Origin of the sequence: Nocardiopsis sp. ATB16-24, assembly GCF_030271535.1 — a bacterium.
GTDB lineage: Bacteria > Actinomycetota > Actinomycetes > Streptosporangiales > Streptosporangiaceae > Nocardiopsis.
Map to the genome: position 1 here is coordinate 212,123 of NZ_JASCXJ010000001.1, position 18,350 is coordinate 230,472.

An 18,350-nucleotide genomic window follows, 5' to 3' on the forward strand; every position below is an offset into this window, starting at 1 on the left:
ATCACCTCCGTGGCGGCCACGCCGTGACGAGGTCACGGCTCGGACGGGACCTCGATCTCGCCGTCGATGATCTGCTGCTTGATCTCGTCCAGCTGATCCTGGATCGGGCCGATGGCCTCCGCGTTGGACAGCGTGTAGTCCACACCGCCGTCGGCCAGCTCGAAGCGCTGGATGCCACCCTCGACATCACCCTCGGTGGCGGCCTGGATCAGCTCGAACACGGCCACGTCCACCTGCTTGATGGCGGAGGTGAGCACGTAGGGCTTCTGCTCCTCGTCGGCGTTCTCGTACTGGTCGCTGTCGACGCCGATGAAGGTGAAGTCGTTGGCCACGGCCGACTCCAGGACACCGTTGCCCGAGGCTCCGGCGGCGTGGTAGATCACGTCCGCGCCACGGTCGTACTGGGCCTGGGCGAGTTCGCGGCCCTTGGCCGGGTCGCTGAATCCGCTGAAGTCCGGTGGCTGGCTGAGGTAGTCGACCTCGACGTTGATGTTCTCGTCGACGTGCGCGACACCGGCGACGTACCCGGCCTCGAACTTGTTGATCAGCGGGGTCTCGACACCACCGATGAAGCCGACGTGGTCCTCCTCGGTGGTCAGCGCCGCGGCGGCACCGGCCAGGAAGGAGGCCTGCTCCTCGGCGAAGACCAGGCTCGTGACGTTGTCGATCTCGGGGATCTCGGAGTCCACGATCGCGAAGTCCACGTCCGGGTACTCGGGAGCGACCGCCTGGATGGCGCCGTCGTAGGCGAACCCGACGGCGATGACGACGTCGTAGCCCTCCTCGGCCATCATGGCCAGGCGCTCCTCCTTGGCGGAGTCGGCCTCCCCGTCGGTGGGCTCGAAGTCGGTGGTCTCGACGCCGAGCTCCTCCGCGGCCTGCTCCAGACCACGGTAGGCCGAGTCGTTGAAGGAGCGGTCACCACGACCGCCGACGTCGTAGGCCAGACCGACCTTCACCTCGGAGGCCGAATCCTCGCCGCCGCCCCCGGCGCCTTCCTCACCCGCGTTGTCACACGCGGTGAGGGCGAGCGCACCGGCCGCCGCGATCGCGGCGAACCTGACTGCGTTACTGCGCTTCACTTCTCACTCCCCTTACGCCCTCTCAGCGGTCAGCATTCGCGTGTGACCGAACTGAGTTCTGCAGCCGGACGATATCTGTTGGTCGAAACCACATCGAACTCACGGGCGGAGTTGTTATGAAGGCGAGAGCGTAGCGACATGGGCTCTTACTCGGGAGTCGCCCGGCACACACCGAATGTGGTCGAGATGGCTCGCTCATTGTGCCCTGCGTCTCTCCGTTCTCCCTCCCCACACGGCATTATCACGTTCGGCTTCTGATCCTTCACCCACGGCGACAAGCGCACATGGGGGCATCCCGGTCTAGACCGGCTTGACCACCCCGGGCTCCACGGGCGTGCCCGAAGATCCGCCTCGGTCGGTGAGGAAGTCGAGCACGGCCTGTTTGAAGGCCTTGGAGGAGACGGCGTTGGCGTGGTCGCGGCGGGGGATCTCCACGTACTCGCCACCACAGCGCTCGGCGAGCTCGGCGGCACCCCTGGCCAGCGCGTCCCGCTCACCGGAGACCAGCAGCACGGGCGACCCCGAGAGCGGGGGGTCGGGCTCGAAGGGCCGTGCGGCCTGCCCCCGCGCGCAGGCGGCCAGTGCGGCGGCGTCGTTGCCGGGCAGGGCCGCGACCGTGCGGTAGACCACGTCGAAGGCGGTGTCCCCCGAACCGGGGTCCGCCAGGTCCGTTCCCTCGAAAGCGTTCTTCGGGCCGAAGCCGCCGAGGACCACGCGTCCGACGCGGTCGGGTTCGCTCCGCGCCAGTTCCCAGGCAAGACGCGAACCCATGGAGTAACCGACCACGTCGACCCGCTCCACGCCCGACTCGTCGAGCATGGCGACGAGGTCGGCGACGAAGTGTTCGGGCAGGTACGCGTCGCTTTCCCGTGGTTTGTCACTGGCGCCGTGCCCACGCAGGTCCGGGCCGATCACCCGCAGGCCGGCCGACTCCAGGGCCTGTGTCCATCCGGTGGCGCGCCAATTCATATCGAAGTCGGTTCCGAAACCGTGCAGCAATAGCACGGGAACCGTGTTCTCCGGTGTCTGCGCGGGAGCATCGAAATAGCGCATCGTCACACCGTCGGCAAGATTCACGGACATGAAACCCCTATCCCTGTCACTGTGGAATGCTTTGTGATCACCAAAGGCCCGTTCAGAGGTTTCTCCCAAAGCCGAAAGACAATGGACTTCGGCTTTTGTCTCTTCCTCCGAGCGGGCCTTCGGTGAGCGGCCCCCGTCAGTCCGTCGGAGGCTTGAGGCGCACCCGACGTGCGGGACGGGCCTCCTCGGTGGGCACCCGGCCGACGATGCCCGCCTGGGGCGCGTCGTCGGAGGTCTCCACCGTGAAGGTCACCAGAGGCTCGCCCACGGGTACGACCTGGTCCTCCTCGGCGTGCAGTTCGGCGACACGGCCGGCCTGGGGCGAGGGAATGACCACCGCGGACTTGGTGGTCTCCACCTCCACCAACGGCGCGTTACGCTCGATCACGTCCCCCACGGCGACCTGCCATTCCAGGACGGTGGCCTCGACCAGGCCTTCTCCCAGGTCGGGGAGGGTGAAGGTGATGTTCTCCTGTGCCATGTCTTCCTAGTACTCCAGGGTCCGCTGCACCGCGAGCAGGACGCGGTCGATGGTCGGCAGGTACTGCGGCTCCAAGGGACCCGCGGGATAGGGGACGTCGAAGCCGGTGACGCGCTGGACCGGGGCGGCCAGATCGCCGAAGCAGTTCTCCGTGACGAGGGCGGAGACCTCCGCCCCCAGCCCCGCGGTCAGCGGCGCCTCGTGCACGACGACGGCGCGCTTGGTCCGCGAGACCGACTCGGCCAGGCCCGCGGTGTCGATGGGCTTGAGCCAGCGCAGGTCCACCACCTCCAGCTCGACGCCGTCCTCGGCCGCCAGCTCGGCCACCCGCACACACCGCTGCACCATGGCGCCCCAGGCGATGAGTGTGGCGTGACGTCCGGGACGCACGACGCGGCTGGCGCCGATGGGGCTGCTGGGTTCGCGCAGTCGTACGGGCCTACGGTCCCAGTAACGGGACTTGGGCTCCATGTAGACGACCGGATCGTCGGAGCGCACCGCCTGTAGCAGAAGGCCGTAGGCCTCCTCGGGGTCGGAGGGCACCGCGACCTTGAGGCCCGGGGTGTGCGCGAAGAGCGCCTCCAGGCTCTCGCCGTGGTGCTCGGGCGCCTGGATCCCTCCGAAGGAGGGCAGACGCAGGGTGATCGGCATGGGCGCCGCGCCTCGGGTGCGGTAGTTCATGCGTGCCACCTGGTTGACGATCTGGTCGATCGCGGGATAGGCGAAACCGTCGAACTGCAACTCGGGGACGGGCCTCCAGCCGTTCATGGCCAGGCCGACCGCCATGCCCATGATCGCCGACTCGGCCAGCGGGGTGTCGAAGACGCGCTTGTCGCCGAACTCCTTCTGAAGACCGTCGGTGACCCGGAAGACCCCGCCCAGGGCACCGACGTCCTCACCGAAGACGAGCACGTCGGGGTCCTCGGCCAGCAGCTCGCGCAGGGCGCGGTTGATGGCCTGCTGCATGGAGAGCTCGACCACCGGGACGTCGGTGGTGGTGGCGGTGCGTTCGATCAGCTCTGTCACAGCTCGACCTCTTCCTGCCAGGTGCGGTGCTGCCGGGTCAGCTCCTCGGTGGTCTCCCGGTAGACGTGGGCGAACAGTTGCGACCCGTCGGGCTCGGGTGCGGTGGCCACACCGTCGCGGATGCGCTCGGCCTCCCGTCGGGCCTGGGCGTCGACCTCGGCGAGCCGGGCCTCGTCGGTGTGTCCGGCGGCCAGCATGGCCTCGCGCAACAGGCGGAGGGGGTCACGGTCACGCCAGCGCAGGGTCTCGGTCTCGTCCCTGTAGCGGCCGGGGTCGTCGGAGGTGGAGTGGGGCTCGACCCGGTAGGTGAGCGCCTCGATGAGGGTGGGGCCCTCTCCTCTCCGGGCTCGGGCGACGGCCTCGGTGGTGGCCTGGTGGACGGCACCCGCGTCGTTGCCGTCCACCAGGACTCCGGGCATGCCGTAGCCCGCGGCCCGTGCCGAGATCGAGCCGCCGGCGATCTGGCGGTCGTTGGGCACCGACAGCGCCCACTGGTTGTTCTGACAGAAGAAGACCACGGGTGCGCCGAAGACCCCGGCGAAGTTCATCGCCTCATGGACGTCGCCCTCGGAGCTCGCGCCGTCCCCGAAGTAGGCCAGGGCGACCCCGTCGTCGCCACGCAGACGCTCGCCCACGGCCCATCCCACCGCGTGCGGCACGGGGCCGCCGACCACGGCGTTGATGGCTCCGAACCGGGAGGCCATGACGTCGTAGAGACCGCCGTGCCACAGGGCGCGGTGGGTGGCCATGTAGCCGACCATCTCCACGCCGTAGGCCAGGGCCGAGGCCATCTCGCGGTACGTGGGGAAGACGAAGTCGCGCGTGGGGTCCAGCGCCGAGGCGCTGGCCACCTGGGCGGCCTCCTGTCCACGCACCGACACGTAGGCGGGGAAGACTCCCTGGCGTTGCAGGGCGATGGCCTCGGTGTCCAGGTCGCGCGCGGTCCTCATGTCGCGGTAGAGCGCGCGGGTGAGCTCGGGTGGCAGGTGGTCCACGGTGATCGTGTCCCGGCCCGCCGACTCGCGGGTTGTCATGTCGAGCGGCTCCCAACGTGGCCCTGGCGCGTGTGGGGTGACGCGGATCGGGCTCTGGATGGTTACTGTCCTGCCATGATTCTCTGGAATGTTCGACACTTACGCTAGATATAGGCGAATACTTGATACGTATGAGAACCAAACAGCCAGAACGACCCTTATTCGTCTAAGACTGAGCCCGCCCTACCCATGAAAACGACACACAGCTCTATACACCGCGAAACACCACCGACCTCCTGTCCTGAGAGCCGCGCACGCCCGCTCGCCGCCTCCACGTCCACGGCACCCCGGGACCACGGGTACGGATCTCGGCCGCACACGACCTTCAACACTCGGGGGTCACGTGGGACGGGAGTCGACCATCTCGTCGAAGAAAACACGTGAATCCACGACATTTGAGAGCTGAACCAGCTCTCTGGAAAGAAGTTCTGCCGTGTTCCGGAGAGCTCGGTGTAGTTACCACCCAGTCGGGGAAACCACCAACCCATCGGCTGCGTCGACCATGGGTACAGTCGGACACCCCGACGCGCCCTCTGTCCACCGGCCCCAGGGGCCCACCCCCCACGACCCCCTCGGTCCCCCACACGGTGACCGGACCATCGGTCTCGCCGACTGAGACCCGGATGGACGAGAACGACGTTTACCTGGTACTTCGTTAGCCCCGGCGATCAACAACGACGCAAGGGGCTCCCCCTTGAACAAGAGCACACGAGGAGCACGCAATGGCCATGGGCGACCAGCGTAGGAACGGCCGGCGGCCGGACACGACCGACCAGACGATCCTGAGCGCCCTAGCCAAGGACGCGCGAACCGGGATCACCGAGATCGCCGCGCTCGCCAACGTCTCCCGGGCGACGGCCTACAACCGGATCAAGCGGCTCACCGACGAGGGCGTCATCCGCGGCTACTCCGTGGTCACCGACCACTCCAAGATGGGGTTGGGCGTCACCGCGCTCGTCCTCATCTCGGGTAGTCAGCCGGACTGGCGTGCCAACCGGGAGATCCTGTCCTCCTACCCCGAGATCGAGTACTGCTGGTACGTCGTGGGCTCGGCGGACATCGTCCTGCTCGTCCGCGTCGCCAACACCAACCAGCTACGCGACCTGATCCTGACCCGGTTGCAGTCCCTTCCCGGTGTGACGTCCACCCAGACGCTCACCGTCATCGACGAGGTCGTACACCGGCCCGTCGTGGAACCGCCCGAGAGCGGCTGAGACCCCTCAGCCGCCGACCTTTCTCGCGACCGAGGCCACCAGCTCGGCGAGCAGTTCCGAGCCCCGTGCGCGGGTGGCCGCGACGTCGCCGTCCACGTCCATCACCACCTCGACATAGGCCTTCAGCTTGGGCTCGGTCCCCGAGGGCCGCAGCGTCACACGTCCCCTGCCCTCCAACCGGAAGCGCAGGGCGTCCGTCGGCGGCAGACCCGCGTGTCCGACGGAGAAGTCGTCGACCCCGGTCACCTCCCAGGGTCCGAACGCGGCGGGCGGTTCGGCGCGCAACCGCCGCATCGCCGCGGAGATCACCGCGGTGTCCTCCACCCGTACCGACAGCTGGTCGCTCAGGTGCAGACCGTAGCGGCGCGCCTGGTCGTCGAGCAGGTCGAGCAGGGTCCGCCCCTCCCGTTTGGCGTGGGCCGCGAGCGCCGAGGCCACGAGGGCCGCGCTGATCCCGTCCTTGTCCGAGACGGGACGGCCGTCGTCGCCTCCCACGCAGTAACCCAACGCCTCCTCGAACGCGAACACCCGCCGCAGGCCGGGTCCGCCCGCGCGTGCCAGCCACTTGAAACCCGTGAGGGTCTCCTCGTAACGCACACCCCGGTCCCGGGCGATCTTGCCGAGCAGACCGGAGGAGACGATGGAGGTCGCCACCACCCGGTCGGGGCCGCTGGTGTGGTCCAGGACGTACTCGGCGAGCAGCCCGCCCACCTCGTCGCCCGTGAGCAGACCGTGCCCGGGAACCGCGAGCGCGAGACGGTCGGCGTCCGGGTCGTTGGCGATCACCAGGTCGGTGCCGTCGACGGTGCCGGTCGCCAGCGCCATGTCCATGGCGCCGGGTTCCTCCGGGTTGGGAAAGTCCACCGTCGGGAAGTCGGGGTCGGGCTCGAACTGGGCGGCGACCACCGAGGGGCGGGGGAAGCCGGCCCGTTCCATGGCCTCCAGCAGTACACGGCCGCCCACACCGTGCATGGCGGTGTAGGTGGTGGTCAGATCCCGGTCCTCGCCCGGGACCAGGGCGGTGACCGCCTCCAGGTAGCGGTTCACGATCTCCTCGCCCAGAACGGTCCAGTCACGGCCCAGGGGCAGGTCGCCGACCGGACCGACCGTGTCGATGGCCGCGGAGATCTCCGTGTCGGACGGAGAGATGATCTGGCTGCCCGCGTCGGCCTCGTCCTCGACCTTGGAGACCCCCGCGTAGACCTTGTAACCGTTGTCCTGAGGAGGGTTGTGGCTGGCGGTGACCATGATCCCGGCGTCAGCGCCCAGTTCCCGCACGGCGAAGGCCAGGACCGGGGTGGGCAGGGGCCTCGGCATGAGGGACACGCGGTGTCCCGCCCCGGTGAGGACGGCGGCGCTGTCACGGGCGAAGTCCGCCGACCGGTGCCGAGCGTCGTAGCCGATCACCACGTGCCCGGGCCCCTCGCCGAGCCAGGCGGCGATCCCCGCCGCCGCACGCATGACCACCACACGGTTCATGCGATTGGGTCCGGCCCCCAGCGCACCGCGCAGTCCGGCGGTGCCGAACTCCAGGCGTGCGCCGAAGCGGTCGGCCAGGTCGGCCAGGGCCTCGGCCCCGCCCCGCTCGGCGCGTTCCACCAGGGCCGACAGTTCCGCGCGGGTCCGGGGGTCGGGATCCTGGGCGAGCCACTGCTCGGCCTGGGCGATGACGGTCATCGACTGTTCCCCTCAGAGCGCGGTGACGATATCGGCGAGCAGGCGTCCGACGGTGTCGGAGGCCGCCCGTCCCGTGGCCAGGACGTCCTCGTGGTCGAGGTTGGCGTCCTGGAGTCCGGCGGCGATGTTGGTGACCAGGGACAGTCCCAGGACACGGGCGCCCGCGGCCCGGGCCGCGATGGCCTCCAGCACGGTGGACATGCCCACCAGGTCGGCGCCCATCGCACTGAGCATGCGGATCTCGGCGGGGGTCTCGAAGTGCGGCCCCGGCATGGCCGCGTACACGCCCTCGGGCAGGGTGGGGTCGACGGAACGGGCCAGTTCGCGCAGTCCGGGATCGTAGGTCTCGCTGAGGTCGACGAAGGCGGGGCCGGTCAGCGGAGAGCGCGCGGTCATGTTGAGGTGGTCGGAGATGACCACCGGTGAGCCGACGGAGTAGGCGGGGTTGATACCGCCCGCGGCGTTGGTCAGCACGACCGTCCCGACCCCGGCCGCCACGGCGGTGCGAACGCCGTGCACGACGGCGTCGGTGCCGTGGCCCTCGTACAGGTGCGTGCGGCCCAGGAAGGCGAGCACGTTCCGCTCCCCGACCCTGATGCCGCGCAGGGTTCCGCTGTGTCCCTCCACCGAGGGCGGTACGAAGCCCGGCAGGTCGGAGAAGGGCACCTCGTGCCCGGCCTCACCGAGCAGATCGGCCGCGGAGGCCCATCCCGATCCCATGACCAGGGCGACGTCGTAGGTGTCCACACCGGTGCGTGAGCGCAGTTCGGCGGCGGCCTCCTCGGCGGCGGCCTGGGGTGTGCCAGTCACAGTGCGATACTCCGTTCGTTGGTGCCCGGTGCTCTGACCGGGAACGTTGTGGACCTGACGGGCGGGGTCCTGCCGGCAGGACCCCGCCCCTGGAGCCCGTCTGCGGCTCCCAGAGGACGGGAGCGCCACCATGGGGTGTGCCCGGGAGGGTCTTGGCTCCCACCCTCCTGGACGGTGCCCCCGCAGGACTCCGGTCTCTTCGCCCACCCGGCGCGACCCTCGGCGTCCGAGCCCGGGCGGCGGACCGTACCCGACCGCGGCACGTCTAGGGAGTGTTTTTTAGAAGGCTTTCGGGTCAGCGAGCGGCCGTCCAGGCAATCTCTCGCAAGACGATGTGCGAAGTTCAGCCTGGTTGTGCTTCACGAGCGCAGAGGCGTAGCGAGAGGCAGCCTGGTGGACGCGAGCCCGGAATGATGCAAAAAACACTCCCTAGGTCCCGATGGGGTGCCAGACCGTCTTGGTCTCGAGGAAGGGGGTCATGCGGGAGGTGCCCGGGTCGGGGTCGAGCCAGGCCTCCTCGCCCCCGTCGGCCTCGGGCGTGGGACGCAGGACCCGGGTGAGCGTGGCGGCGGCGGCCTTCTCGAACTCCACGGCCGCCTCCCCCGCACCGGTCAGATCCAGAGCGTCGACGTCGGCGTGCGCGGCCAGATGGGGCCCCAGCTCGGGCACCCGGCCGGTGAGCAGGTTGACCACCCCTCCGGGCAGGTCGGAGGTGGCCAGCACCTCGGCCAGGTCGATCGCGGCCAAGGGCGCCTTCTCGGAGGCGACCACCACGGTGGTGTTGCCCGTGGCGATCACCGGTGCGATCACGCTGGTCAGACCGAGCAGTGGCGCGTTCGGGGGAGCGAAGACCACGACCACTCCGGTGGGTTCGGGAGCCGAGTGGTTGTAGTAGGGGCCCGCCACCGGGTTGGCTCCGCCGATCACCTGGGCCACCTTGTCGGTCCAGCCCGCGTAGTACACCCAGCGGTCGATCGCCGCGGAGACCACGCGGTCGGCCTCATCGGCGGACAGTCCTTGGGCGGCGACGGCCTGGGCCGCGAACTGGTCGCGCCGGCCCTCCATCATCTCGGCGACGCGGTACAGGATCTGGCCGCGGTTGTAGGCGGTGCGCGCCGACCAGCCGCCGAAGGCCTTGCGGGCGGTCGCCACGGCGTCGCGGGCGTCCTTGCGGGAGGCGAGCGCGGCGTTGGCCAGGTGCCGGCCGTCGGCAGAGGTCACGGGATAGCTCCTGCCCGACTCGGAGCGGGGGAAGGCCCCGCCCAGGTAGAGCTTGTAGGTCTTGCGGACCGCCAGGCGCACGGGTGCGGCGCCCTCGCCGGTCGCCCTGGTCGCCGCCCTGGTGGCCTTTCCGGTGTCGCGCCGCTCAGCCAAGGTAGGCCTCCAATCCGTGTCGCCCGCCCTCGCGGCCGTATCCCGACTCCTTGTAGCCGCCGAAGGGGCTGGTCGGGTCGAACTTGTTGAACGTGTTGGACCAGACCACCCCGGCGCGCAGGCGCTCGGCGGTCCAGAGCATGCGCGAGCCCTTCTCGGTCCACACGCCCGCGGACAGACCGTAGGGGGTGTTGTTGGCCTTGGCCACGGCCTCTTCCGGGGTCCGGAAGGTCAGGACCGAGAGCACGGGACCGAAGATCTCCTCGCGTGCCACCCGGTGGGCCTGACTGACACCGGTCAGGATCGTGGGCGCGAACCAGTAACCGCTCCCGGGCAGGTCGCAGACGGGCGACCAGCGCTCCGCGCCTTCGGCCTCGCCGGTGTCGGTGAGCTCGCGGATGCGTTCCAGCTGTTCGGCGGAGTTGATGGCGCCGATGTCGGTGTTCTTGTCCAGGGGGTCCCCGAGGCGCAGCCGGGAGATACGGGTCTTGAGCAGGGGCAGCAGCTCCTCGGCGATCGACTCCTGCACCAGCAGTCGGGAGCCGGCGCAGCACACGTGCCCCTGGTTGAAGAAGATACCGGAGACGATGCCCTCGACCGCCTGGTCGATCGCGGCGTCGTCGTAGACGATGTTGGCCCCCTTGCCGCCCAGTTCCAGGGTCGCCCTCTTGTCGGTGCCCGCGACCGCCCGGGCGATCTGTCGACCCACCTCGGTGGAGCCGGTGAAGGCCACCTTGTCCGTACCGGGGTGCTCCACCAGGGCGCGTCCGGTCTCGCCCGCTCCGGTGAGGATGTTGACCACCCCCGGGGGCAGTTCCGCCTCCTGACAGATCTCCGCGAAGGCGAGCGCGGTGAGCGGGGTGGTCTCGGCCGGCTTGAGGACGACGGTGTTCCCGGTGGCCAGGGCCGGGGCGATCTTCCACGCGAGCATGAGCAGCGGGAAGTTCCACGGAATGACCTGGGCCGCCACTCCGAGGGGGCGCGGATCGGGACCCAGGCCCGCATGGGCGAGCTTGTCGGCCCACCCCGCGTAGTAGAAGAAGTGCGCCGCCACCAGCGGCAGGTCGACGTCGCGGGTCTCCTTGATCGGCTTGCCGTTGTCCATGGACTCCAGCACGGCCAGTTCGCGTGAGCGTTCCTGGAGGATGCGGGCGATGCGGAACAGGTACTTGCCGCGTTCGGCGCCGGGCATCCGGCTCCACACGGTGTCGTAGGCGCGGCGGGCCGCGGTCACCGCCTTGTCCACGTCGGCGGCCCCGGCCACGGCGACCCGGGCGAGTTCGCTCTCATCGGCGGGGTTGACGACGGTGAGGTGCTCGCCGCTCTCCGCCGGCGTGAAGGCGCCGTCGACGAACAGCTCGTAGGTCTCGCGCAGGGTGACGACGGAGCGGGACTCCGGTGCGGGCGCGTACTCGAAGATCACGACGTTTCAGTCCAGCGTGTAGTAGTCGGGGCCCGGGTAGGTGCCGGTGGACAGCCTGGTGCGCTGCATCAGAAGGTCGTTGAGCAGGCTGGAGGCGCCGATGCGGAACAGGGCGGGGGTCAGCCAGTCGGGGCCGACGACTTCGTTGACCAGGACCAGGTTGCGGATGGCGTCCTTGGTGGTGCGGATACCGCCTGCGGGTTTGACTCCCACGCGTCGTCCGGTGGCGGCGTGGTGGTCGCGGACCGCCTCCAGCATGACCAGGGTGACCGGCAGGGTGGCGGCCGGCGAGACCTTGCCCGTGGAGGTCTTGACGAAGTCGGCTCCCGCCCTGATCGCCAGGTGGGAGGCCCGGCGCACGTTGTCGTAGGTGGCCAGTTCGCCGGTCTCCAGGATGACCTTGAGGTGGGCGGCACCGCAGGCCTCCTTGATCGCGACGATCTCCTCGAAGACCTTGAGGTAGTCGCCGGACAGGAAGGCGCCACGGTCGATGACCATGTCGATCTCGCCCGCGCCGTCGGCGACGGCGCGGCGGGTGTCGGCGAGTTTGGCCTCCATGGGCGCGCGGCCGGAGGGGAAGGCGGTGGCCACCGAGGCCACGGCGACACCGGTACCGCGCAGTGCCTCCACGGCGGTGGCGACCATGTCGGGGTAGACGCACACCGCGCCCACGCGGGGCACGGTGCGGTCGGCGGGGTCGGGGCCGACGGCCTTGGCGCACAGGGACCGGACCTTGCCGGGGGTGTCGGCTCCCTCCAGCGTGGTCAGGTCCACCATGCGGATGGCCAGATCGATGGCCTCGGCCTTGGCGGTGGTCTTGATGGACCGGGTGGACAGATCCTGGGCGCGGGCACGCGCACCGACCTCGTCCACTCCCGGGAATCCGTGCAGGAACGCCCGGAGGGAACGGTTGCTCATCGCCTCGGGCGCGAATGCGGTGTGGGGCACGGGCACCTACAGCTCGATCGGATCGTGGGTCACTCCGTCCGCCGGGGCCGGCGGGAACGGTTCGTGTGCGGTGCGGCGTGGGGAGGTGGTCCCCTCGACCGCCAGGCAGTCACCCTAACGCCGGGCGAAGGTGGCGTCAGCATCTGCGCCGACCGCGCCGCCCAAGGTTGGAGAAGCCTCCAAGGGAAGGCGAGGGCCATCCCCGTACTTTCCGCCATACAGAACCCGAGAACGCCAGAGAACAGGCGTTTTCTCCATCTCACGTTCTTCACAGGAGACACCACCGGTCTAGACCGGACCACTCCCCTGCGCGGACCCGTGGGGGTGCCAGACTGGGTCGTGAGGCCGAGGGAGACGGAGGCACGGTGGACGACGGGAGGTCGACCGGACGTCGGGGCCATGGCCCCGACGAGGGCGCCGTCGCCCCCGGCCCGGTACGCCTGGTGCGGTTGGACCGAGAGACCCCGGAGACGATCCTGCTACGGCAGGCCGTGCTGCGGCACCGCCTGCCGCCGGGACAACGCGCACACGCGAAGCCGCCGGTGGCCACCCTGCCCGCGGCCGACGCCGACCCCGCCCGTGTCCCCTTCGCCGTACGCGTCCTCGCCTCGCCCGTGACCGACGCCGCCCAGGCCCGGGCCGTCTGTGCCGGGTTCGGTGTCCTGGACCGGGCCGTACACGCCCGTGACCTGGTCCCCGATCCGGCGCGTGCGGTACTGTTGCGCGCCTTCCACGTCACCACCGCCTGGCAGGGCAGGGGCGTGGGCCGGGCCGCGTGCTCGCCTCCGTCACTGGACCGGCTGGTCGCCGAGGTGGCACCGCACGCCGACACGCTGGTGCTGTGCGTCGACGAGGCCAACCACGCGGCGGCGCGTGTCTACCGGCGCGCCGGATTCTCCTTCACCGGGCACCGCCGTCTGGACGAGGTCGGACGAGCACAATCGGTGATGACCCGCCCCGTGGTCGTGCCCCGTACCGCCCTCGGTCCTTCGTCGTCGGGCGACGACGAGGGACCGGACGTGCCTTCCGACGATCGCGCCCCACACCGTCACCACCGGTCTCCCCACGACCTCCGAGGGGGATGAGCGGGATTCCACGCGACCGGCCTAAGCTGGGGCCATGGCGGAGTTCCGGATCAGCAGCGATGACGAGCGGGTCGATCTGCGCAGGTTGGCGACGGCCCTGATCGAGTCACAGGGGTGGGCTCGCGAGGACGTCGGTGTCTGGGACAACCGTCACGGTGAGGTGATCGTGACCGTGGACGACGCCCTGCTGCACAAGCCCGAGGCCGACCCCCTGCACCGCCCCCGGCACACTCCGCGAGCGGTGCACGAGGCCTGTGAGTCACTGCGTCGCGAGGACGGCTCCCTGCGACGGGTGGATTTTCGCGTGCTGCGCGAGGAGACCGCCCGGTTCTTCTCGGCCGGATGGACGGTCGCCGACGTTCTGCACGCGCTGGCCCACAGGCCCGACGGCGTGCCGTGGCCGAGCGGCCCGGACCACCAGGGCACCGAATGGCTAGGTGTGCGGATGAGGGCCTGGCGGACCCCCGACGGCGACATCCGCCCCTCCAAGTCACAGGAGGCCGCCCAACTGAGGGTGATCAGCAAGGCGGGCCTGCCCATGGACATCGGTCTGCCCGAGGATGCGGAGGTGTCCCAGCGGCCGGTGGCCAGCCCGTCCGTGGCCCGGTCCGCCGCCGACGATGCGCGCCGGCTCATGAGGCAGAACTCCCGGACCACCGTCGACTCCCTGACCCACCGCGACCGCACCTCGGCCCACTTCAGCCGCCGGGACGGCCGGTAGGCCCGTTCCCCCCGGAGGAGGAGCCGGGAAGACCGCCCGCGGCCCTGCGCTCCTCCCACAGGGCGACCGCCGCGGTCGCCGCCTCGCCCAGGGCCGTCTCGGCCGGGCCCCGACCCACGAACCGTCGCCACAGGGTGGCGAAGACCAGGGAACCGAGGATGAACTGCTCCAACAGCCAGGGCTGTTGCCAGTCGATTCCCGAGGCGGAGATGACCACCGCCAGGACCACGATGTGCCCGCTGTAGATCGTCAGCGGCATGCGTCCGACCGAGGTCAGCGGGTAGGTCAGGACACGGAGACGGTCGCACAGGAACATGCACACCACCAACACGACCAGTCCCTGGCCGATCGCCTCGGCGATCTCGAAGGTGGTGCCGGTGTGGGGCGCGCCGGTCGCCAGCCACCACCAGGAGTCGGTGGGCACCTGGCCGGAGACCGACTCCATCTTGTCGGTCACCGCGTAACGCACGTCGTCCACCACCGCCGGGTCGGTGACCATCTCCGGAGGCAGGCCGGTCAGGGCGGGACCGCGCGTCTCCACCAGTCGGTCCAGTCCGCCCAGGGGGTACAGCATCAGCCAGGAGCCCACGTAGCCGAACACGGCCAGGACCAGGCCCGTGGCCGCCAGGCGCCACCGCACCGCTGTGGCGGTCAGGTCCAGGCGACCCACCGCCATCCCCGCGATCACGTAGACCATGAAGGTGATCGCGGGGTAGTAACCGGTCAGGAAGAACTCGGTGAGGGACGTGACCGCGCTCGTGCGGGGGGAGGCCGGGAAGAAGCCGTCTCGCAGCAGGAACGAGAGCGGTGGACCGACCACCGCCAGGACGCCCGCCACCGTCCACAGCATGGCGGGACCGAACCTGGCCAACGGCAGTGCCAGCACGAAGAAGCCCGCGTAGTAGGTGAGGATGACGGCCACCGGGACTCCCAGGAGGTCCAGCACCAGGCCGAGAACACCGATGAGCAGGGCGCGGGTGAGGATGCGCACCGCCGCTCTGCGCAGCGGTTCTCCGCCGACCGGCCGGGTGCGTCCGGTCATGATGGCCAAAGAGACCCCCGCCAGCAGGGCGAAGAGCGCCGAGGAGTTGCCGCGCACCACATCGTGCACCGGCCAGGCGTAGTCCTCGGGCGAGAGCAGGCCCATCGAGTCCACCCCGAGGTGGACGATGAACATCCCGAAGACCGCGAGGGCGCGCGCCGCGTCTATACCGTCGATACGGGTTCCGCGGGCGGGCACGTTCGTGGCCGCGGCGGAGGTGTCGTCTGACTGGTTCTGTGCCACGACCGTCAGGCTATGCCCCCGGGGGCGACCACGCCCGGAACCTCCACCGTGTGGCCGAAGACGGCCACGTACGACGCCGGTTCCCGCGGGCGCGGAACGTCCTTGGCGTCCGCGCCCGCGAGGTCCCCTACCCGTCCTTCAGGGTGCTGAAGTAGTCGAGTGCCTCGGGGTTGGCCAGCGAGTCGCGGCTGGCGACCTTCTCGGGGCTCTCCCCCATGAGGATGCGCTTGACCGGCACCTCCAGGACCTTGCCCGACAGGGTGCGGGGCACGGACCTGATCATGCGGACACGGTCGGGGACGTGTCGGGGAGAGCAGTCGGTGCGGATGCGTCGGGCGATCTCCTTGGGCAGATCGCCCTCCAGGTCGGCGCCCTCGCGTAGCACGGTGAACAGCTCGATCCGGGAGGAGCCGTCGGGCTGGGGGACGTCCACCACGAGGGCGTCGAGGACGTCCTCGATCGCGAGCACGGCGCGGTAGATCTCGCTGGTGCCCATGCGTACCCCACCACGGTTGATGGTGGAGTCGGAGCGTCCGTAGATGACGGCGGTGCCGCGGTCGGTGATCTCGATCCAGTCGCCGTGACGCCAGATGCCCGGGTAGACGGAGAAGTAGCTGTCGTGCAGACGCTCGCCGCTGTCATCGCCCCACAGGAACAGGGGCATGGAGGGGGCGGGCCGGGTGACGACGAGTTCGCCGACCTCGTTGACGAGTTCCTTGCCGTCGGGGTCCCAGGAGGCGACGGCCATGCCGAGGGCACGGGACTGGATCTCGCCCTCGTGGACCGGCAGTGTCGGGGTGCCGCCGACCAGGCAACTGCACACGTCGGTACCACCGGAGGTGGAGAACAGCCACAGGTCCCGGTCGAACTCCTCGTAGACCCAGGAGAAGGCCTCGGGACTGAGCGGGGAGCCGGTGGAGCCGATGGCCTTGAGGGCGGACAGGTCACGGCCCTGACGAGGGTGGACGCCCTCCTTCATGCAGGAGGAGAGGAAGCCTGCGCTGGTGCCGAAGACGGTGACCCCGGCGTCGGCGGCCAGGTCCCACAGCGCGCCCAGGTCGGGCGCGGCGGGACTGCCGTCGTACAGGACGATGGAGGCGTCGGTCAGCAGGACGCTGACCAGGAAGTTCCACATCATCCAACCGGTGGTGGTGAACCAGAAGACCCGGTCGTGCTCCTGGGCGTCCAGGTGCAGGTGGAGGTTCTTGAGCTGTTCGAGGAGGATGCCGCCGTGTCCGTGGACGATGGCCTTGGGCAGACCGGTGGTGCCCGAGGAGTAGAGCACCCACAGGGGGTGGTCGAAGGGGACGGGCGTGAACTCCAGTTCGGCCCCTGCGCCGGACTCCTCCAGCCGCTCCCAGGACAGGGTGCCCTCCAGGGGCCGACCCGGGTGGAGCTGGTCGAGCAGAACGGTGTGCTCGACGGTGGGCAGGGCCGCGCGCAGCTCCTCCACCACCGGGCGGCGGTCGAAGTCCTTGCCTCCGTAGCGGTAGCCGTCCACGGCGAGCAGGACCTTGGGTTCGATCTGCGCGAAGCGGTCGATGACGCTGCGCACCCCGAAGTCCGGGGAGCAGGAGGACCACACGGCCCCCAGGGAGGCCGTGGCGTAGAACGCGGCGACGGTTTCGGGAAGGTTGGGCAGGTAGGCCACCACGCGGTCGCCGGGGCCGACTCCGAGTTCGCGCAGTCCTGCGGCGATGGCGGCGGTGCGCCGGCGCAGCTGTCCCCAGGTCCACCCGTCCAGGGCGCGTAGTTCGGTCGCGTGTTGGATGGCGAGCCGGTCGTCGTCACGGCCCTCGAAGATGTGCTGGGCGTAGTTGAGGGTGGCTCCGGGGAACCACTCCGCACCGGGCATGGTCCGCTCGCCCAGGACCCGCTCGTAGGGCGTCTCGGCGCGGACGCCGTAGTACTCCCAGATCGACTCCCAGAAACCGTCGATGTCGGTGACCGACCAGCGCCACAGGGAGTCGTAGTCGAAGGTTTCGGCCGCGTCCCCTTCGCCGAAGGTCCGGACCCCCTTGTTCCGCTCGGCCCACTGGGCGAACGCGACGATGTTGGAGGAGGCGATCCTCTCCTCGTCGGGCTGCCAGAGCACACGCGGCACGCTGCTCTTCGTCATTGGCCCGCCTTCCCGTTTGCGTGGCTGAGTCTTGCTGTGAGTCCCATCTAACAACACACCAAAAAGCCGGAGGTGCCCCGGCCTCCGGCTAACCGAGTCCGGGACCGAGGAAGATAGCGCAGGTCACAGCCGAGAAGGTTCGGATTGTGGCCGTCCCACCCAGGAAGGTGTCGAAGGAGGTGGGGAGCCCCCATTGACACGGGCATCGAAGGACGAAAGATCCGATGATCGGATGTCCATGTTCCCGGTGTCGCCCCACCGAGCCGAGGTTCGAAGGGGCGACACCGGGCCGCCGCGTCCACCCGGGGTCAGGCTCCACGCAGTACGGCGACGGCCTCCTCCGGGGAGTCGACCACGAGGGAACCCGTCGCCCGGAGCCGCTCGGGGGACATCAGGCCGCTGGTGACCAGGATGGAGTGCGCGCCGGCACCGTGGGCGGCGCGGGCGTCGTCGTCGATGTCGCCGATCAGCACGACCCGGGAGGGGTCGACGTCCTGGTGCTCCAGGTGGCGCAGCAGGTGTTCGGCCTTGGAGTCGTGCTCGGTCTGGAACCGACGACCGTCCACCCGGGTGAAGTGGGGGATCAGGCCTCGTTCCGTGACGAGCGGCACCAGATGGTCGTGGGAGGCCATGGACAGCAGGGACTGGGTGCCCCCGTTCCGGGCCCACTCGTGCAGTACCTCGGGGACGCCCGGTGTCAGCTCGCAGGAGGGCAGGTGGCGCAGGTAGCTGCTGTGGTAGAGCTCCTCGACCCGTTCCCAGTCCTCCTCCAGGGCGCGGCCGAGGAGTTCCTCGTAGCAGGGGAGCAGAGGACGCCGGAAGAAGGAACGCCAGTGGTCCAGTTCCACGGGGTCGCGTCCGAACATCTCGCACACGGCGTTGACCGCCGCGAGGTTGGCGTGGTTGTCGTTGAGGAGGGTGCCGTTCCAGTCCCAGACGATGTGGGTGATCTCGTGTCGGTCGAAAGTCGTCTCAGTCATCAGTCGCA

General features: G+C 69.8%; 16 protein-coding genes. 3 read left to right on the top strand and 13 right to left on the bottom strand.

The features are described from left to right. Positions 1 to 32 precede the first annotated feature (32 nt). From PFX91_RS00905 to PFX91_RS00925, 5 genes are all read right to left on the bottom strand, one after another. Positions 33 to 1,082 (bottom strand): BMP family lipoprotein, encoded by a 1,050-nt coding sequence (locus PFX91_RS00905; protein ID WP_285728696.1) that lies wholly within the window; start codon positions 1,080 to 1,082, stop codon positions 33 to 35. A 300-nt stretch (positions 1,083 to 1,382) separates the two neighbouring features. Continuing rightward, on the bottom strand, positions 1,383 to 2,165 hold the full coding sequence (locus PFX91_RS00910) for an alpha/beta fold hydrolase (protein WP_285728697.1): 783 nt from the start codon (positions 2,163 to 2,165) through the stop codon (positions 1,383 to 1,385). Between the two features lie 136 nt (positions 2,166 to 2,301). Further along, on the bottom strand, positions 2,302 to 2,646 hold the full coding sequence (locus PFX91_RS00915; RefSeq protein WP_285728698.1) for a biotin/lipoyl-containing protein: 345 nt from the start codon (positions 2,644 to 2,646) through the stop codon (positions 2,302 to 2,304). Positions 2,647 to 2,652: 6 nt separating this feature from the next. Then, positions 2,653 to 3,672, bottom strand: a complete 1,020-nt coding sequence (locus PFX91_RS00920) for an alpha-ketoacid dehydrogenase subunit beta (RefSeq protein WP_502888223.1) — start codon at positions 3,670 to 3,672, stop codon at positions 2,653 to 2,655. Further along, on the bottom strand, positions 3,669 to 4,706 hold the full coding sequence (locus PFX91_RS00925) for a thiamine pyrophosphate-dependent dehydrogenase E1 component subunit alpha (RefSeq protein WP_285728699.1): 1,038 nt from the start codon (positions 4,704 to 4,706) through the stop codon (positions 3,669 to 3,671). Before PFX91_RS00925 ends, PFX91_RS00920 begins: the two co-directional genes overlap by 4 nt. A gap of 722 nt (positions 4,707 to 5,428) precedes the next feature. Here PFX91_RS00925 and PFX91_RS00930 point away from each other — a divergent pair. Beyond that, positions 5,429 to 5,920, top strand: coding sequence for an Lrp/AsnC family transcriptional regulator (locus tag PFX91_RS00930; protein WP_285728700.1), 492 nt, complete (start codon positions 5,429 to 5,431; stop codon positions 5,918 to 5,920). Between the two features lie 6 nt (positions 5,921 to 5,926). Here the strand turns inward: PFX91_RS00930 and PFX91_RS00935 are convergent, their stop codons facing one another. The 5 genes from PFX91_RS00935 to deoC form a co-directional block, all read right to left on the bottom strand. Beyond that, positions 5,927 to 7,597 (bottom strand): phospho-sugar mutase, encoded by a 1,671-nt coding sequence (locus PFX91_RS00935; protein ID WP_285728701.1) that lies wholly within the window; start codon positions 7,595 to 7,597, stop codon positions 5,927 to 5,929. A gap of 12 nt (positions 7,598 to 7,609) precedes the next feature. Then, positions 7,610 to 8,407 (bottom strand): purine-nucleoside phosphorylase, encoded by a 798-nt coding sequence (locus PFX91_RS00940; protein ID WP_285728702.1) that lies wholly within the window; start codon positions 8,405 to 8,407, stop codon positions 7,610 to 7,612. Positions 8,408 to 8,836: 429 nt separating this feature from the next. Continuing rightward, positions 8,837 to 9,781 (bottom strand): aldehyde dehydrogenase family protein, encoded by a 945-nt coding sequence (locus PFX91_RS00945; RefSeq protein WP_285728703.1) that lies wholly within the window; start codon positions 9,779 to 9,781, stop codon positions 8,837 to 8,839. Continuing rightward, positions 9,774 to 11,204 carry an aldehyde dehydrogenase family protein gene (locus tag PFX91_RS00950; protein WP_285728704.1) on the bottom strand — a complete coding sequence of 477 codons (1,431 nt, stop codon included), beginning with the start codon at positions 11,202 to 11,204 and terminating at the stop codon, positions 9,774 to 9,776. The genes PFX91_RS00945 and PFX91_RS00950 overlap by 8 nt, the downstream gene beginning before the upstream one ends. Before the next feature lie 6 nt (positions 11,205 to 11,210). Further along, on the bottom strand, positions 11,211 to 12,158 hold the full coding sequence (deoC, locus tag PFX91_RS00955) for a deoxyribose-phosphate aldolase (RefSeq protein ID WP_285728705.1): 948 nt from the start codon (positions 12,156 to 12,158) through the stop codon (positions 11,211 to 11,213). Positions 12,159 to 12,517: 359 nt separating this feature from the next. Here deoC and PFX91_RS00960 point away from each other — a divergent pair, with 359 nt between their 5' ends. Both PFX91_RS00960 and PFX91_RS00965 read left to right on the top strand, forming a co-directional pair. Further along, the gene (locus tag PFX91_RS00960) at positions 12,518 to 13,237 is read left to right on the top strand and encodes a GNAT family N-acetyltransferase (protein ID WP_285728706.1); all 720 of its coding nucleotides are present in this window, start codon (positions 12,518 to 12,520) and stop codon (positions 13,235 to 13,237) included. 34 nt (positions 13,238 to 13,271) lie between these two features. After that, positions 13,272 to 13,958 carry a hypothetical protein gene (locus PFX91_RS00965; RefSeq protein ID WP_285728707.1) on the top strand — a complete coding sequence of 229 codons (687 nt, stop codon included), beginning with the start codon at positions 13,272 to 13,274 and terminating at the stop codon, positions 13,956 to 13,958. Here the strand turns inward: PFX91_RS00965 and PFX91_RS00970 are convergent. From PFX91_RS00970 to PFX91_RS00980, 3 genes are all read right to left on the bottom strand, one after another. Continuing rightward, entirely contained in the window at positions 13,936 to 15,243 is a 1,308-nt protein-coding gene (locus PFX91_RS00970) for a heparan-alpha-glucosaminide N-acetyltransferase domain-containing protein (RefSeq protein ID WP_285728708.1), read from the bottom strand. The two genes, PFX91_RS00965 and PFX91_RS00970, sit on opposite strands and share 23 nt — an antisense overlap. Before the next feature lie 127 nt (positions 15,244 to 15,370). Then, positions 15,371 to 17,362, bottom strand: a complete 1,992-nt coding sequence (locus PFX91_RS00975; RefSeq protein ID WP_285728709.1) for an acetoacetate--CoA ligase — start codon at positions 17,360 to 17,362, stop codon at positions 15,371 to 15,373. A 308-nt stretch (positions 17,363 to 17,670) separates the two neighbouring features. Then, positions 17,671 to 18,342, bottom strand: coding sequence for an HAD family hydrolase (locus PFX91_RS00980; RefSeq protein WP_285728710.1), 672 nt, complete (start codon positions 18,340 to 18,342; stop codon positions 17,671 to 17,673). Positions 18,343 to 18,350: the final 8 nt, after the last annotated feature.